This window comes from Brevundimonas sp. GN22 (assembly GCF_054824005.1).
Genome location: NZ_JSYD01000009.1, coordinates 1 through 17,158 on the forward strand (window position 1 = coordinate 1; position 17,158 = coordinate 17,158).

14 protein-coding genes are annotated in these 17,158 nt (G+C 61.1%); 10 read left to right on the forward strand and 4 right to left on the reverse strand.

The window, feature by feature from the left end:
* Both hrpB and OB03_RS01385 read left to right on the forward strand, forming a co-directional pair.
* The coding region (gene hrpB / locus OB03_RS01380) for an ATP-dependent helicase HrpB (protein WP_461342989.1) at positions 1-2,030 on the forward strand (2,030 nt) is incomplete at its 5' end.
* Between the two features lie 58 nt (positions 2,031-2,088).
* On the forward strand, positions 2,089-3,375 hold the full coding sequence (locus OB03_RS01385; protein ID WP_242913551.1) for an MFS transporter: 1,287 nt from the start codon (positions 2,089-2,091) through the stop codon (positions 3,373-3,375).
* A gap of 36 nt (positions 3,376-3,411) precedes the next feature.
* Here the strand turns inward: OB03_RS01385 and OB03_RS01390 are convergent, their stop codons facing one another.
* From OB03_RS01390 to OB03_RS01400, 3 genes are read right to left on the reverse strand one after another with little or no spacing between them, the layout of a single operon-like run.
* Entirely contained in the window at positions 3,412-4,224 is an 813-nt protein-coding gene (locus OB03_RS01390; protein WP_461342990.1) for a TrmH family RNA methyltransferase, read from the reverse strand.
* Complete coding sequence (locus OB03_RS01395; RefSeq protein WP_242913549.1) at positions 4,224-5,123, reverse strand: class I SAM-dependent methyltransferase; 900 nt, start codon at positions 5,121-5,123, stop codon at positions 4,224-4,226. The genes OB03_RS01390 and OB03_RS01395 overlap by 1 nt, the downstream gene beginning before the upstream one ends.
* 18 nt (positions 5,124-5,141) lie before the next feature.
* The gene (locus OB03_RS01400) at positions 5,142-6,569 is read right to left on the reverse strand and encodes a glycosyltransferase family 2 protein (RefSeq protein WP_248286872.1); all 1,428 of its coding nucleotides are present in this window, start codon (positions 6,567-6,569) and stop codon (positions 5,142-5,144) included.
* A gap of 145 nt (positions 6,570-6,714) precedes the next feature.
* On the opposite strand from OB03_RS01400, the gene OB03_RS01405 reads away from it, so the two are divergent.
* Genes OB03_RS01405 through OB03_RS01420 form a run of 4 tightly spaced genes read left to right on the forward strand, consistent with a single transcriptional unit; the run spans position 6,715 to position 9,864 of the window.
* The gene (locus OB03_RS01405; protein WP_461343021.1) at positions 6,715-7,323 is read left to right on the forward strand and encodes a TetR/AcrR family transcriptional regulator; all 609 of its coding nucleotides are present in this window, start codon (positions 6,715-6,717) and stop codon (positions 7,321-7,323) included.
* A complete protein-coding gene (locus tag OB03_RS01410; protein ID WP_461342991.1) occupies positions 7,320-8,129 on the forward strand; it encodes an ABC transporter substrate-binding protein in 810 nt (269 codons plus the stop codon). Before OB03_RS01405 ends, OB03_RS01410 begins: the two co-directional genes overlap by 4 nt.
* Positions 8,126-9,115, forward strand: a complete 990-nt coding sequence (locus OB03_RS01415) for a FecCD family ABC transporter permease (protein ID WP_427846570.1) — start codon at positions 8,126-8,128, stop codon at positions 9,113-9,115. Before OB03_RS01410 ends, OB03_RS01415 begins: the two co-directional genes overlap by 4 nt.
* Positions 9,112-9,864 carry an ABC transporter ATP-binding protein gene (locus tag OB03_RS01420; protein ID WP_461342992.1) on the forward strand — a complete coding sequence of 251 codons (753 nt, stop codon included), beginning with the start codon at positions 9,112-9,114 and terminating at the stop codon, positions 9,862-9,864. The genes OB03_RS01415 and OB03_RS01420 overlap by 4 nt, the downstream gene beginning before the upstream one ends.
* Before the next feature lie 14 nt (positions 9,865-9,878).
* Here OB03_RS01420 and OB03_RS01425 read toward each other — a convergent pair whose 3' ends face one another.
* Positions 9,879-11,927: a lytic transglycosylase domain-containing protein gene (locus OB03_RS01425; protein ID WP_461342993.1), complete on the reverse strand. Its 2,049-nt coding sequence runs from the start codon at positions 11,925-11,927 to the stop codon at positions 9,879-9,881.
* 101 nt (positions 11,928-12,028) lie between these two features.
* On the opposite strand from OB03_RS01425, the gene dapA reads away from it, so the two are divergent.
* From dapA to prfB, 4 genes are all read left to right on the forward strand, one after another.
* Positions 12,029-12,913, forward strand: coding sequence for a 4-hydroxy-tetrahydrodipicolinate synthase (gene dapA, locus OB03_RS01430; protein WP_242913544.1), 885 nt, complete (start codon positions 12,029-12,031; stop codon positions 12,911-12,913).
* Complete coding sequence (gene smpB / locus OB03_RS01435) at positions 12,913-13,383, forward strand: SsrA-binding protein SmpB (RefSeq protein ID WP_461342994.1); 471 nt, start codon at positions 12,913-12,915, stop codon at positions 13,381-13,383. Before dapA ends, smpB begins: the two co-directional genes overlap by 1 nt.
* An 81-nt stretch (positions 13,384-13,464) precedes the next feature.
* Entirely contained in the window at positions 13,465-15,882 is a 2,418-nt protein-coding gene (locus OB03_RS01440; protein WP_242913542.1) for a penicillin-binding protein 1A, read from the forward strand.
* A 109-nt stretch (positions 15,883-15,991) separates the two neighbouring features.
* Positions 15,992-17,105, forward strand: a protein-coding gene (prfB, locus tag OB03_RS01445; RefSeq protein WP_242913541.1) for a peptide chain release factor 2 whose coding sequence is annotated in 2 segments (ribosomal slippage) — positions 15,992-16,060 and positions 16,062-17,105 — 1,113 coding nt in all. Because the reading frame shifts where the segments join, the coding sequence is not laid out codon by codon here.
* Positions 17,106-17,158 lie beyond the last annotated feature (53 nt).

A 17,158-nucleotide genomic window follows, 5' to 3' on the forward strand; every position in this document is an offset into this window, starting at 1 on the left:
CGCGAGAGTGTCAGCAGGTCCTTCGCGATGATCTGCGTATCGTGGTGATGTCGGCTACGCTCGACGTCGAAGGTGTAGCCCGACTGCTGGACAACCCGCCCGTCATTGAAACCGAAGGCCGCATGTTTCCGGTGGAAACGCGATATCTGGGTCGAAACCCGACGGAGCGTTTCGAGGACGCCATGTGCAGGGCCGTGCTTCAGGCTCTGGATGAAGAAGAAGGGTCGGTCCTGGCATTCTTGCCGGGGCAGGGCGAAATCCATCGCACTCTGCAACGTTTGAAGGAGCTGCTGCGGGATCCGAATGTGGACGTGGTGGGTCTGTTCGGCGCAATGGACAAGGCGGATCAGGATCGCGCCCTTGATCCTGCTCCTGCTCCTGCTGGCAAACGCAAGGTTGTGTTGGCCACCTCAGTTGCCGAAACCAGCCTGACCATTGAAGGCGTGCGGGTTGTCATCGACGGCGGTCTTTCACGGGTGCCCCGTTTTGAACCATCTAGCGGCCTGACCCGACTACTGACCGTCAAGGTCAGCCGTTCCTCGGCCGAGCAGCGGCGAGGTCGGGCGGGCCGTGTCCAGCCCGGTGTCTGCTACCGACTGTGGGACAAGGAGCAGACGAGGGGACTGGTTGCGCATCAGCGGCCGGAAATTCAGGAAGCAGATCTGTCGGCCTTCGCGCTTGATCTGGCGCGCTGGGGCAGGCGCTCGCCGGAGGGACTGGCGCTGTTGGATATGCCCTCGGCAGGGGCGTTTGCCGAGGCCCGTCAGCTCTTGACGCGATTGGGCGCGCTGGACCCGAAGGGCGAACTTACGGCACACGGTCAGCGCCTGGTGAAGATGCCGTTGTCACCGCGCTTGGCGCACATGGTGTCGGTTGCTTCGGATCTGGGCGATGCCGCGGGCGGTGCCAAACTGGCTGCATTATTGAGTGAGCCCGGCCTCGGCGGGACTGCCGTCGATGTCGAAGAACGTCTGAAGGGGTTTGAATGCGATCGCTCGCCGAGGGCGCGCGATGCCATGAAGCTGGTAGAGCGCTGGGCACGGGCCGCCGGCGGTGGCTCGGGGGAAGAGGTCGATGCGGGGCTGTTGATCTGCGAGGCCTTCCCCGACCGCATCGCCAAGGCCAAAGGCAAAACCGGCGACTTCTTATTGTCGTCAGGGCGCGGTGTCACGCTGGACGCCAGCGAACGCCTGTCACAAGTGCCATGGCTGGCGGTCGCTGAACTGGGCGGTGGCGACGTTCGCGATAAAGTCCGTCTGGCTGTGCAACTCGATACGCGTACGCTGGAGACCGACTTGGCGCACCGTATCCAAAGCGTTGATCAACTGAGCCGCGAGCCCTCCGGACGGATGGTCATGAAGCGCCAGCGACGCATCGGAGCCATTGTGCTGGACGAGAAGGTTCTCGGTACGCCAGACCGCAAAATGATTTCAGCGGCACTGCGCAACGAAGTGGAACAGCAGGGCATCGCCGGATTGAAATGGGGCGAGGGTGCTTCTGCATTGCGAGCGCGCTTGGCATTCCTTCACGAGATCGATCCGGTCTGGCCCGAGGTCTCTGACGATGCTCTGTTCGAGCGGCGAGAGGACTGGCTCTGGGGGGCGCTCGACAATGCCCAAAGTCTTTCATCCGTGCCCGATCAAGCGCTGGCCGATGGACTGCGCGCTCTGATCCCTTGGGATTTGACCCGCAAGCTTGACGAGTTGGCACCAATGCGCCTGACTACGCCACTCGGCTCGGCGGCAATCGATTACGCGGCCGAAGGTGGCCCGCGTGTCGAGATACGCGTGCAAGAGCTTTTCGGCGTGAAGACCCACCCCTGCATCGGAGGTGGGCGCGTACCGCTTACACTGTCACTTCTGTCACCCGCGCGCCGGCCGGTTCAGGTCACCAGAGACTTGCCTGGTTTTTGGGCGGGGTCGTGGGCTGCCGTGCGCTCCGAGATGCGCGGGCGCTATCCCCGCCACCCATGGCCGGAAGATCCAGCCAATGCGGCCCCCACCAATCGGGTCAAGCCGCGAGGCACGTAAATCCTTGACGCAATGAGGAAATTTCTGAAATAAATTCCTCATTGTTGAGGAATTATCGATGGCTGACAGCCAAAATAAACCCGTATCGAACTCAAAGGCGCGCGTTTTGTTCGCCAGCTTGATTGGCACGACAATCGAGTTCTACGATTTCTACATCTACGCCACGGCTGCTGTTTTGGTGTTTCCGGCTCTCTTTTTCCCGGGCACCGATTCCATGACGGCGATGCTGGCTTCGTTTGCGACCTTCTCCATCGCGTTCTTCGCGCGCCCCGTCGGTGCAGTGGTATTCGGCCATTTCGGAGACCGCGTCGGGCGCAAGGCCACCTTGGTGGCTGCGCTGATGACCATGGGCCTTTCGACCATCGCTATTGGGCTGCTGCCGACATACGCACAGGTGGGCGTGCTGGCTCCGGCGCTTTTGGCGATCTGCCGTTTTGGTCAGGGCTTGGGTCTTGGCGGCGAATGGGGCGGGGCGGTCCTGCTGGCCACGGAAAACGCGCCTCCGGGCAAGAAGGCGTGGTTTGGGATGTTCCCGCAGTTGGGGGCACCAATCGGCTTTATCCTGTCGACCCTCAGCTTCATTGTTCTGGGTCAGCTTATGAACGAGCAGGCTTTCCTGGCCTGGGGATGGCGCATTCCGTTTATCGCCAGTTCGCTGCTGGTCATTGTTGGTCTGTGGATGCGCCTCAAGATTACCGAGACACCCGAGTTCCAGAAGACCATCGACAAGGAAGAGCGCGAGAGGGCTCCAGTGGTCACTCTGTTCGCCAGCCATAAATGGGCGCTACTGACGGGCACGCTGGGCGGTATGGCGACCTTCGTCATCTTCTATCTGATGACGGTCTTCGCGCTGGGCTGGGGCACCACGGCGCTGGGTTATACCCGCGAAGAGTTTCTGCCGATCCAGCTGTTCGGCGTCTGCTTCTTTGCGCTGTTCATCCCCATTGCCGCTCTGGCGGCTGACCGCTGGGGGCAGGGTCGCACCTTGCTGGCGGCCTCGGTTGGTATCGCTTTGTTCGGCCTTGTTCTGCCGCTGCTGTTCGGTGGCGGTTTCTGGGGCGTTATCGCCTTCTTCGTCATCGGCTTCTCGCTGATGGGCTGCACCTATGGCCCGATCGGTGCCGCACTGGCGCGCCCGTTCCCGACGGCGGTTCGCTACACCGGTGCGTCGATGACGTTCAATCTTGCCGGTATTCTGGGGGCATCGATTGCACCGTATGCCGCGACCTGGTTGGCCAGCCGATACGGATTGCCCGCCGTGGGCGCCTATCTGTCGGTAGCGGCCTTGTTGACCATCGTCGCCCTGATCGGCATGGGGCGGATAAAAACAGAGGGGGAGGCGTAAAGCCTCCCCCTTCTTCATTTCCTAGTTAGGGCCGGCTTAGAGACCGGAGCCGTAAGCCGCATCGGTCACGGCATAGACCATGACGCCGGTGGCGACGGACAGGTTCAAACTGTCTGCACGTCCACGCATCGGGATTTTGACGTTCACGTCACAGGTCGCAGCCAGCTCGTCAGTCAGGCCAGCCTGCTCATTGCCCATCAGGATAATGGCCGGATGCTGGACGGGGCTGTCACGATAGCCGTGCTTGGCATCCAGACGGGTGCCGATGACGCTGCCCTTCCAGCCCTTGCGCCATTCCACGAACTCTTCGCGGCTGGTCTTGGTGATGGTGACAGCGAAGACCGAACCCATGGTCGCGCGCACAGCCTCGACCGAGTAGGGGTCAACGCAATCGCCGATGAGGATCACACCACCGCAGCCCGCGGAGTCGGCGGTGCGGATAATAGTGCCCAGATTGCCCGGGTCACGGACCTGTTCCAGTGCCACCCAGCACGGCTTGTCCGACGGATCGATGTCGTTCAGCGGCGTATAGACCTGCTCGAACACGCCCAGCACGGTCTGCGGGTTATCGCGACGACTGATCTTTTCGAGGATGGCGTGGGTGACCGTGATGATCTGTCCGCCCGCCTTCTTCGTTTCGGCCTTGGCACGGTCGAGGATCGGGTGCGGACGGGCGTCCTGACCGACCAGCAGCATCACCGGAGCGCGGCCCTGATCCAGAGCCTCGCCGATGAACTTCAGACCCTCCGCCAGAAACCGGCCCGTGGCCTCGCGTTCCTTGCGCATATGCAGGGCGCGCACGGCCTTAACCGTGTCGTTGGTCAGCGAGGTAATCAGATGCTCGCTCATTACTTGGCACTCCAGCGGGCAAAGAAGGACAGGCCGATGGCGCGGGAATCCTTGCCGTCTTCCGACAGGGCCAGTTCGCCCCAGTCGATGCGGCCACCGCGATCATGTGTCGCCTCGGCCATCATATGCGCCAGCGACAGGCCCGAGATACGGGCGGCATAAGCATTCAGCAGCAGGAAGGACGCATCGTCTGACAGCAAGGCGGCACAGTCCTTCAGCAAGTCCGGCATATCCTCAAACAGGCGCCAGACTTCGCCATTGGCACCGCGACCGTATTTCGGCGGGTCCAGAATGATGCCGTCATACTTGCTGCCGCGGCGAACTTCGCGGGCCACGAATTTGCGGGCGTCCTCGACGATCCAGCGGATCGGCTTGTCCGACATACCCGACAGCTCGGCATTCTCGCGGGCGTAGTTCACCGACTTCTTGGAAGCATCGACGTGGGTGACGTGCGCACCAGCGGCAGCACACGCCAGCGAGGCCACGCCCGTATAGCCGAACAGGTTCAGAACCTTCGGCTGTTGCAGGGTGCGGATACGGCCGTCCAGCCATTCCCAGTTGGCAGCCTGCTCTGGGAAAAAGGCCAGGTGGCGGAAGGGCGTGAACCGACCCATGAATTTCACGTCGCGCCATTTCAGCGGAAACGCATCAACAGGACCATGCTTGTCGAAACGCCAGCGGCCGGAATCTTCTTCCTCCTGCTGCGGGTCGAACATTGCGGTCGCCTGCTCGAACTTGCTCTCGTCCTTGACCGACCAGAAGCACTGGGGCTCGGGACGTACGACCGTATAGCGACCATAGCGTTCAAGTTTGCGGCCATTGCCGCTGTCGATCAGTGCGTAATCCGACCAGCCTCGGGTGACGAGGGTTTCGGGAGTAGGGGAAAGAACCGGAGCCATGTCTGGGCTGATAAGCCGTTATGCGGCCTTTCGTCCAGCGGGAGCCGCAGAATAGGTGGGGCGGACTTTAGGCGTGTGGTGATCGGCAACAGGGATATCGGGCAGGTGGGGGGTCTTGTCCCAGGTGTGGGGCTGGAACACGAGCCGGACCAGCGCATGGAAGAATGCGATGGTCATCAGGGCCCAGTAGAAGGGTGCCATCAGGATTTCACGCAGACCGTAGGGGATACCGATCCGGTTTGCGCCGACCCAGCACGTCATCCATGAGGCGCAGTATCCGGTAATCAATACTGACAAGGCGCCATATCCGACGTCGGGCGGGCTCAACGACAATAGGCTCAAGATGCCCAGGGTCGTGACGGCTGCGAGCGCATAGCCGTGGATGGAGGCTGCGACCAATCCTGCGATAAGTGTGGTTGCAAAAGCGAAGACGCCACGTGGTCCTAATCCGGGTTTGCCGAGATGGACTGCCAGGGTTTGCAGATAGCCTTTGAGCCATCGTGTGCGCTGGGGAAGCCAAAGCTTGAAGGGGCCGGGCGGTGTTTCCCAGGTCGGCGAGGTGATGGTGCCCAGCTTCCAGCCTGCGCGCCAGAGCCGGAATCCGAGGTCGGCGTCTTCGGTGACGTTATAGGCATCCCAGCCTCCGACGGCCCTTAAAACATCGACCCGAAAGTGGTTGCTGGTCCCGCCCAACGGGAACGGCAATCCAAACCGTGCCATTCCCGGCAGGATGACCTCGAACAAGCCCGCATACTCAGCCGCAAACTGTCGATCCAGCAGCACGGTTTTGACCGCTGCGCGGTGACGTCGCTGAATACGCAAGGGGGCCTGAAAACAGGCGTGCATAGCGCCATCGCTCGCAAACCGGCTGGCCGCTTCCTTGAGTTGGTAGGGGTCGGGCGAGTCTTCCGCGTCGTAAATGGTCAGGTATTCGCCAGTTGCCATGGCGAGCCCGTAGTTGAGCGCTCGAGGCTTGGTCTTCGGGCTACCCTGCGGGACGACCACGACTTTCAACCACGAAGGTAGCCGCAAATTCTTCGCAACCGCCTGGGTGCGGAAATCATCCTCCTCCAGAAGGATAAAACCCTCCAGCGCATCTTGCGGATAGTCAATCAGCGCAAGCTTCGACACCAGCTGGGGTAGGATTTCCGCCTCGTTATAGAGCGCGGCGAGAATGGTGTAGCGGGGCCAGCTCTCTAACTCTGTCGGGCGTGGTTGTGTTTGGGAGCTCGCGAAGATAAGCGCCCCCCGCCACAGCGCGAGCCCAACGAGCGCGATCTGGAAGGCTGTGATCACTATCCAGCCCCAGCGTGCGTCCCATAGGGCCCATAGACCGAGTGCTAAAGCCGCAGCAACAACTCCAACAACCTTGATTGCGATAATCACGCCACTAGCCGCATCAACAGCATATGGAACTTTGAGCGGCGGACGAAGAAATCCGCTCAACCTGACTTTCTCCCCCCAGACAAGTCGGAAGCGGACACTAATGGCAAAGCTTGGACATACGCAACCGTGTGGCGCTCGATTGATTCCACCCCTAGGATAAGTGTGAGTAGGTTCGGAGGTCCCTGTGACGGAAGACGCGCCAAAGATGCGCTCTGTGCGCAAGCCAAAGGGCGAAGGCCATGCGCGGCGAGGAGAAATCCTGGCAGCGGCAGAGCAGATTTTCGTCGCCCATGGCTACGAAGGGGCAACGATCCGCAAGATCGCCGAGGCTGTGGGGCTGTCGTCGACGGCTCTTTATCTGCATTTCAAGGACAAGGCCGAAATCCTCAACGAAATCTGTCTGCGGGCATTCTCCATGCTGCTCGAGCGGCAGGTGGCTATGTCCGAGGCCGAGCCTGATCCCGAGGCCCGATTGCGCGGTCTGATGATTGGCTATGTCCAGTTCGGCTTTGAAAACGCCAATGCCTATCGCTTGGCGTTCATGACGCCGACAATCCTCAGCGAGGACGGTAGTGAACCGGTATCACGCAAAGTGGCCGCCGAATTGTTCCAAAAGTTCGAGAACGGTGTTGCTGCTGCCGTCGAAGGATGCGTCGAGCCTGATCGCGTGCGCGCCCTCGCGCAGGTTCTTTGGGCCAGCATCCACGGACTGGTATCGATCATCATCACCAAGCCCCAGTTCGGCTGGGAGGACCAGCGTACCCTGATCGAAACGCAGGTCGATATCCTTGTCAGGGGTGTGACCTGCCCGTGAGTTTGCGTTGGAAGTGGGTGGCCGGTCTGGTTGCCGTGCTGGCTTGCGGATTTGCGACCGCGTCGGGCGCAGAGGGACCGCTACGCGTGATGTCGCTGGACCAATGCGCCGACCAGTTTGTGCTGGCTCTCAAACCGGATGCGGAACTGCGCCTTTCGCCGCGCTCGGATGACGCGGACGCCTATCTGCGCGAGCAGGCCCGCGCTCACAAACACATTCGCCCTAGTCTCGAGGCGGCTGTCGCGTTCAAGCCGGATGTGGTTGTCCGATATTGGGGCGGAGATATGCTGCTGCTGCGTCGTTTGGAGCAGGGTGGAGTTTCGGTGGTCAACATTGAAGACAGCCGCGACTTTGACAGTATTCGAAGCAATATCCGTAATTTGGCTTCATCTCTAAATGTTCCGGATCGAGGTGATGAAATGATCCGCAACATGGACGCGCGACTGGCCGCTGCGGCAGGTCAGGGCAAGGGCAGGCGTGCGACCTATATGACCGCCAGTGGCTTTTCCGCAGGGCCGGGCACGCTGATCGATAGTATTCTGAGAGCTGCCGGCTTCAAAAATGCCACTAAAGCTGCGGGCTATCAGGCATTAAAGCTCGAGCAGTTGGTTCTGACGCCGCCACTTATGTTTGTGCGGGGCTTTTTCGAGCAGGCTTTCATGGATTGGCGGGGAGTGGGGCGTCATCCGGTGCTCAAACCGCTGATGGCAGCCAGTGACACCGCCGATCTTCACGCTTCGACATTGACGTGTCCTGGCTGGTTTGCCGCTGATGCGGCGCTTACGCTGGCGGAGACGGCACAGTGATCCGTAGCCACTATTTGTCCTTGGGACTGTTTGTAGCCATTGCGGCTGCGTCGCTATTGGCTGTCAGCTTTGGTGAGACAGTCTTGGGTTGGTCAGGCGTTGCGCACGCATTTGCCGATCCAGCATCGGGCGAGGGCGACGTGCTGTGGCAGATCCGGTTGCCGCGTGTGCTTTGCGCGCTTTTTGTAGGGGCAGCGTTGGGGCTGTCTGGGGCAGTCATGCAGGGTTTGCTGCGAAACCCCTTGGCAGAACCGGGCGTCATCGGCGTGTCTGGCACAGCCGCTTTCGCTGCGGCGCTGGCGATTGTTAGCGGATTGGCCGTTATCCCCGGTGCGGTTGAAGCGTCCGCGCTTATCGGTGCGGCTGTAGCGGGTGTTCTTTTGACGCTGGTCGGTGCCAGACTGGGAGCGCCTGAGGGGCTAATCCTGTTCGGGGTGGCTTTATCAAGCTTCTCGGGCGCGGCGACCGCGCTGATTTTCAACCTCTCGCCGTCACCGATTGCCTCGGCCGAGGTCATGGCGTGGATGCTAGGATCGGTTGCCAATCGCAGCTGGTTTGACGTGGCGTGGGTGGCGACGGCTTTGGTCGTTGCTGCCGTCTTTGCGGTTCTGGCCCGACAGGGCTTGCGGATGCTGACGCTAGGCGAAGATGTCGCCAAGGCATCGGGATTACCGCTGGTCCGTTTGCGGGTCTGCGCACTTCTGGCCGCTGCCGTCGCGGCTGGGGCCGCGGTCGCGGTCGCGGGTATTATCGGCTTCGTCGGGTTGGCCGCACCGCATCTGGTGCGCTCTGCAGTTCGAGGTGATCCGGGCAGGGTACTGCTTCCCTCCGCGCTTGCCGGCGGTTTGATGCTGGTCTTGGCCGATCTGGCGACGCGCCTCATCCCCACCGATCAGGAGTTAAAGCTCGGCGTGTTCACTGCACTGATCGGTGCGCCGTTGTTCGCGTTGATTGCATGGCGCGCCGCGAAGGAGTGGAGGCTATGAGCCTGCTTTGCCTCGAAGGCATCAGCGTCGATATCGCCCGACAGCGCCTGCTCCATTTCGCGTCCATGACGGTCGAGGCCGGTCAGATGGTGGCAGTCTGCGGCCCGAACGGAGCGGGCAAGTCCACCCTGCTGAAGGTCGCTGCGGGGCTTATACGCCCCCGTCAGGGCGCTGTGCAGTTCCTGGGTCGCGACATTCGAAGCCTGTCGGCCCGCCAGCGGGGAGAGAGCTTCGCCTATCTGGCGCAGGACCGGACCATCGCCTGGAACCTGCCCGCTATAGAGATTGCGGCACTGGGCGGACTTCATTTCTCGCAAGGAGATGTGATGGTCCGTGCAGCGCGCGCTTTGGACCTGGTGGGTGTGGGCCATCTGGCGCATCGCGGCGTGGCGGATATGTCGGGTGGAGAGCGTGCGCGCGTGCTGCTGGCTAGGGCGCTGGTGACTGATGCGCCGTTGCTGATCGCCGATGAACCTGTCGCAGGGCTCGACCCCGACGCTTCACTGCTGGTGCTGGAGCGACTGCGTCAGCGTGCAGCTGATCGGTCTGCCGTGGTGGTTACCATGCACGATCTATCGGCTGCAGCCCAGTTTGCGGACCGCGTCGTCGTCATAGCCAAGGGCAGGGTCGTCGCAGACGCTGCACCGCTAAAGGCTCTGACCGTGGATGTGCTGCGGGACCATTTCAAGATCGCGGGCCAGTGGGTAGAAACAGAAAACGGGCCGCTTTTGGCGACCCGTCGACTGTAGGATTGAACCCCTCGTTACTGGCTGTATGAACGAGGTCCTGCGTTGGGCGGAGTACCGCGCGCAAGGTCTGCAGACGGCGTGAGCTGTGCCGAGCCGTTATTCAGACGGGCGCGGTAGATCTGCATATTCTCCATCACCCGCATCATATAGTTGCGCGTCTCGGTGATCGGCGCGCACTCGATGAAGTCCAGCGGGTCGACCTGTGCCTGACGCGGGTCACCACAGCGTGCAGTCCATTGGGGTGGACGTGCGGGTCCTGCGTTGTATCCGACCGCGGCCAGCAACGGCGACTGACCGAAGTTGTTGAGCAGTTCGCCAAGGTGATAGCTGCCCAAAGTCATATTGTAGTTGGGGTCCCACAGGCGATCATCGCTGTAGGGTTGCCCCATACGACGCGCCACTGCCGAGGCCGTGCTGGGCAGCATCTGCATCATACCGCGAGCATTGGCGTGTGAACGCACACCCGGATCGAAGCTGGATTCCTGACGTGTGATGGCCAGCGTAAAGTCAGCCGGTGCCATGCCTGGTACCTGTTGCGGCAGTTGGATCGGATACATCCGCTCCGGCATGATAAAGCCTCGGCCGCTGGCGGCGCGCCCGACCATCATGGCACCGAACTGGTCACCATAGGATTTGACCAGATCGAATAGCATCGACAGGTCGTAGGGCAGGGGTAGGGTGTCATCGAGGTGATAGGCGAAGACGCGCATTAGCGGCTGTTCGCCCATCTGGCCGAGGATACGGGTAGCCCGCACCATCTCATAGCTTTCAAAACGCGCGACATCTTCAGGCGTCGGGTCAGGTTCGCCAGGCAGGGTCAGGGTCTGGGTGCCGGCTTTCTCGGCGGCAAGTTGACCATAGAATGTCTGCCAATGCTGGCCACCGGCGGCATAGAACTGTTGAGCGCGAGCGCGGTCGCCCTGCGCTTCTGCAGCACGGCCCAGCCAATAGAGTGCCCGTCCCTGAGTGATGGGGGTCTGGGAGATATTGCGAAGGGTTTCGAAATGCTGCTCGGCGCGACGCGCATCGTTCAGTTTGACCAGCGCAGCCCAACCGGCAAAGAACTCGGCGTCAACCGAGCGCTCGCCAGACGAGAAGCCGTGCCCCGCAAACGCGTCGTAGGAGGCTCGATTATTTCCCATACGCAGCGCGTCGAGGAACAGGTTACGACGCTCGTTCCAAAGCGTGTTTTGACCGTCGGTATGTTTGGGCGCAGGGGGCAGATAGCGCAGAAGGTCGAACGCTTCGCTCTGACGGTTTGCGGCGCGCAACAGCCGCACACGCTCCAGCACAACGTTGGGATCGGTCACCTGTTGAGGGCTCAGACTGGCAATGACACTGTCTGGCGCATATGCGGTGCGCAGGTTCATCACCACATTGGCGATAGCCTGACGGTCGGCGGGCACCAGATTAACCATCGCGCGGGTAGCAGGGCCGTGCGGGCCGCTCAGCAAGGTGTTCAGGCGTACAACATGATCGTCGGTCGCCAGCCAGCCGGACCAGCGAGAGAGAATTCGGTCCTGCTCAGCGGCGTCGAACGATTCCTGACGCCACCAGTTGCGAATGAGGTTCTGGGCATCTTCGCGGCGACCTGCTTGCTCCAATGCGCCTGCGTAGGCGATGGCACCATGGACGGTACGTGGCTGTTCTTCTGCGAAGAATGCCAGAGTGGCCTCGGGACTCAGACCTGTGACACTCAGTGCACGCTCGGCAGCGGCGCGACGTGATTCGGCTCGCGGCCATCCCTTGAGGTCCGACTCTGCACGCAGGACTTCGGAGGGCGACATCTGACGATCCGACGTATCCACCAATGCCCATTCGACGAGTTTACGTGCGGCGGGATCATTGATCGATGCCATGATCTGTTGGGTGCGGACAACATCACGTGCCCGCGCTGCGGCCAGCCCTTGCTGTACCAGCGACTGATCTGACGGGCTGATAGAGCCCGCCGTTTGGGAACTATAGGCGGCCGGGACGCTGTTGATCACGTCTTGAGTCGGGGGGGCCATGACCGCCAGGGCGGCTGCGAGGGTCGTCGCGATCATCAGCTTCTTCGTCCTCATTCATCTACTTGTTGCGGTAGAGCCATTGGCGAAATACCCTTTGGCCCCATCAAGATAACGAGCGGCTCATCCGCTCATTCTCCGCACAGGTTAGTTTTTCCATGATCGCCCATTTGTTCAAGGGCGTGATCACCGCCTTGATCACACCTCTTCGTGACGGAAACGTGGACGAAGAGGCGTTTAAAAAACTGTTGGAACGCCAAATTGCTGCTGGCGTGCACGGCGTTGTCCCGATGGGGACCACCGGCGAGAGTGCTACCCTGCACCTCGACGAGCATAAACGCGTGGTTGAAATGTGCGTTGCGCAGGCCGCTGGCCGTATTCGCGTTATTGCCGGAGCGGGCTCGTCTTCGACGGAAAAGGCGATCGAGCTGTCGCAGTTCGCAAAGACTGTCGGTGCGGATGGCGTGCTGGCGGTGACGCCCTATTACAACCGCCCATCGCAAGCCGGCCTGCGGGCCCACTTCGAAGCGATGGCCGATGCTGTCCAGATCCCGGTGCTTTTGTATAATGTGCCGGGACGCACGGGCGTTGATCTGGCTAACGAAACGGTTGCGGCACTGGCCAAGCACCCCAACATCGTCGGTATCAAGGACGCCACCGGCGATCTGTCGCGCGTCAGCTGGATGCGCGCCAATATCGAAGGTACTTTCGACCTGATCTCTGGCGATGATCCGAGCTATCTCGGCTATGCCGCTCAAGGCGGTTGCGGCGTGATCTCGGTGACGTCGAATGTCGCTCCCGAAGGTATGGTGGCTCTGCACGATGCAGTTCAAGCTGGCGATCTGGCAACGGCCCGCAGCTGGCAGGATCGCTTGATCGGTCTGCATAAGGGGCTGTTCCTCGATAACTCGCCCTCGCCAACCAAATATGCGTTGTCGAAGCTGGGATACTGTTCGGAAGAGGTGCGTTTGCCTCTGGTACAGACCCGCAACGAGGTCCGTCCGCATATTGACGCCGCAATGTCGGCAGCCGGGATCGTTTAATGGCCGAACAAGCGCCACAGCAAAAGACAATCGCCGAGAACCGGCGCGCTCGCTACGACTACTTCCTCGAAGACCATATCGAGGCTGGAATCCAGTTGCTGGGTACCGAGATCAAGGCGCTGCGCGACGGGCGCGCGAACATTGCCGAAAGCTATGTTGCGGTCGAGGGACGCGAGCTTGTGCTCGTCAATGCCGATATCCCGCCCTACAAAATGGCCAACAGGTTCAATCACGAGCCGCGCCGCCACCGCAAACTGCTGCTGCATCGTCGCCAGATCGACAAGATGGCTTCGGCGGTCCAGCGCGATGGCCGCACCATCATTCCGGTGCGGCTGTACCTGAACGAGAGCGGCAAGGCGAAGCTGGAAATTGCCTTGGCCAAGGGCAAGAAAAACCACGACAAGCGCGAGGCAACGGCCGATCGCGACTGGCAGCGCGACAAGGCGCGTCTGCTTAAGGAACGCGGCTAAGGAAGTTCGTGTCTCTGGCGCCCTATGCGCGGGAGGCGGCTCAGGCTAGGATTTATCCCGTTAAGACCGGGTGCGGAGTGCATGGTGAAAATAGCCGATCGCTGGTTCGTCTGGGCTGGTACAGCCCTGATGGGGGCCGTCGCAGCCGCAGGTGTGGTTGTTGCCGTTTACGCGGCTTACGTCATTCACGATCTGCCGGATGCTGCAGAGCTGGCCGATTATCGTCCGGCCACGGCTACCCGTGTCTATGGCGGTGATGGCACTCTAATCGGCGAGTTCTCCGAACAGCGCCGCATCTACGTCACCTATAATCAGGTTCCTGATCAGGTTGTTCACGCCTTCCTCGCGGCCGAAGACAGCAGCTTCTTCAACCATGGCGGTCTGGATGTCTCAGGCGTTGGGCGTGCCATGTTCAAGAACGTGTTCAACGTTCTGTCAGGCAATCGGCTGGAAGGTGGCTCGACCATCACCCAGCAGGTCGCCAAGAACGTCCTGCTCAGCGACGAAACCAAGCTGAACCGCAAGCTCAAGGAAGCAATCCTTTCGACCCGTCTGGAGACGGTTCTGACCAAGGAGCAACTGCTTGAGCTATATCTAAACGAAATCTACCTCGGCTATCGGTCCTATGGCGTTGCCGCTGCAGCCTATAACTATTTCGGCAAGTCGCTGGATCAGCTGACTTTGGAAGAGGCGGCTTTCCTTGCGGCCTTGCCCAAAGGTCCGTCCAATTATCACCCGCGTCGTCGCACCGAAGCCGCTATCGGTCGCCGCAACTGGGTGCTGGGCCAGATGGAGGATGCCGGCTTTATCACGGCCGAACAGCGCGACGCCGCTCAGGCACGTCCTCTGAACGCCCGGGCCGCTCCGCGCCGTGCTGAATATGCCGATGCCGACTTCTTCGTTGAAGAAGCCCGCCGTCGGGCGATTTCCATGTTCGGTCAGGAAGAGGTCAACCGCGGCGGCTATTATCTCCGTACGACGCTTGATCCGGAACTGCAGTCGGCTGCTCGCGTGGCCCTGATGCGCGGTCTGGAAAACTATGACCGCCGCCACGGCTGGCGCGGTGCGTGGGGCGAAACCGATTTTGCCGATGGCTGGCAAGAAGAAGCCTTGCGCCGCCAAACGCCGCCAGAGCGCCGCACCTGGGAAGCCGCTGCCGTCGAAAGCGTGCAAGGCAGCACCGTTCGCGTGAGAACCGCAAAAGAACAGCGCAGCGGCACCCTTCTGGCCGCGGACGTGGCTTGGTCCAACAATTCGCGCAAACCGCTCAAGCGCGGTGACCTGATCTTCGTTGAGCCTTCCGGCGGCCAGTTCGCCTTGCGTCAGGTGCCTGCCGTCAATGGGGCGCTGGTGGCGATTGAACCGCAGTCGGGCCGCGTACTAGCAATGGTCGGTGGCTATTCGTACGCGCTGTCCAGCTTCAACCGCGCCACCCAAGCACGCCGTCAACCGGGTTCGGCCTATAAGCCGTTCGTTTACGCCGCCGCGCTCGAGGGCGATTTCACGCCAGCGTCGATTGTTCTGGATGCTCCGATCAGCTTCCCTGGCGGTCCGGGCGGCAAGCCTTGGACGCCGTCGAACTATTCGCGTCGCTTCTATGGCCCGCAAACCCTGCGCCGTGGTCTGGAACTGTCGCGCAACGTCATGACTGTCCGTCTGGCGCAGGCTGTTGGCATGAAGAGCATCGTCGACCTGTCCAAGCGCATGGGCGTAGTGGACGACATGCAGCCTAACCTCGCCATGTCGTTGGGAGCAGGGGAAACCACCCCTTACCAGATCACCGCAGCCTATTCGGCCTTTGTGAACGGCGGCCGTCGCGTCGATCCGTATCTCATCGAGGTGGTGCAGGACCGCTATGGCAAGACCATCCACCGTGCGGACCGTCGTGCCTGCCGCGAATGCTCGCGTAGCTTCTCAGGGCAGGAATCTCCTCGCCTAGAGCCGCGCGGAACGCAGGTGATCGATCCAATCACGGCGTACCAAATCAGCTCCATGCTGGAAGGCGTTGTTCAGCGCGGCACCGCTGCCAGCGTTCGCGGCCTGGGCCCGAATGTCGGCGGCAAGACCGGCACGACCAATGAGTATCGCTCTGCATGGTTCGTTGGCTTCTCGTCGGATATCGTCGTCGGCGTATTCGTCGGCTTTGACGACAACCGCTCGCTGGGTTCAGGGGAAGCCGGTGCGTCGGCAGCCGTGCCGATCTTTGGCGAGTTTATGGAAACGGCCTTACGCTCGCGTCCGGCCCGTCCGCTTGTCCGTCCCAAGAATGCGATCTTCAAGACCGTGAACGGCATTGAAGAAGCCTTCCGTCCGGGCACCGAGCGTAACGTCCGCGCCGATCCGGTGCGTGTCGAGCCGACCGGTCCGCAAGCCTACAACGATGTCATTGCTCGCGAGCAGAATAATGCGCCTGCGGCACCGGCTCAGACCCAAGCGCCGGCCACGCCTGCGACGCCCCCGCGCAAGGAAGTCCCTGAGGACTTGAGCGGATTGTACTGACGCATTAGTTAGACCCTCAACACGGCGCATTCGTCTCACGAGTGCGCCGTTATCTTTCGATCCTCGTGCGCGCCGCGCCGAGGGACCGTAAATCGCGTAGGAGTTTGCGATGAGACTGGATGTCGAGGCCATGAAGGCCGACATCGAGCAGAGCGTTGCTCTGCTCAGGAGGCGACTTTGACTGGGATGTCGCTCTAAGAAAGCTCGACGAGCTTAACGCCCGCGTTGAAGACCCGACGCTTTGGGACGATCCCGAACAAGCCCAAGCTGTCAGCCGCGACCGTTCGCGTCTGGAAGGCCAGATCAATACCGTCAGACAGATGGAACGCGATCTGGAAGACGGCCTGATGCTGGCTGAAATGGCCGACGAAGAAGGCGATGAAGCCGCTCTCGAAGAAGCTCGCGTATTGCTGCGTGGCATCAAGGAGCGTGCTGCGCGCGCCGAACTGGAAGCGCTGCTTTCGGGTGAGGCCGACGGTAATGATGCCTATCTGGAAGTGAACTCGGGTGCCGGTGGTACCGAGTCGAACGACTGGGCCGGTATCCTGCTGCGCATGTACTCGCGTTGGGCCAAAGCCCACGGCTACGAAGTCGAGCTTGAAGCGGAAGAAGCGGGTGAACAAGCCGGTATCAAGTCCGCCACCATTCTGGTGAAGGGCCCGAACGCCTATGGCTGGCTGAAGTCGGAATCGGGCGTGCACCGTCTTGTCCGCATCAGCCCTTATGACGCGGCAGCCAAGCGCCACACTTCATTCGCCTCGATCGGCGTCTCGCCTGTGGTGGATGACACCATCGAGATCGACATCAACCCTGCCGATGTTCGCACGGACACCTACCGTGCTTCGGGCGCGGGTGGTCAGCACATCAACAAGACGGACTCGGCTGTCCGACTGACCCACATTCCGACCAATACGGTTGTGGCGTGTCAGGCAGGCCGTTCGCAGCATCAGAACCGCGAACAAGCGTGGAAGATGCTGCGTGCACGTCTGTACGAGCTGGAACTGCAAAAGCGCGAGGCTGCGGCTCAGGCGCTGGCAGATGCCAAGACCGATATCGGCTGGGGTCACCAGATCCGGTCGTATGTTTTGCAGCCGTATCAAATGGTCAAAGACCTGCGCACCAACGTCGAAACCTCGGACACCCAAGGTGTTCTTGACGGTGATCTCGATGCCTTCATGGGTGCCGCTCTGGCGGCACGCGTGGGCGAAACGCGCGATAGCTGATCTGTTTGGTCAGAAATTAGAAAAGGGGATGGCACGCCATCCCCTTTTTTGTT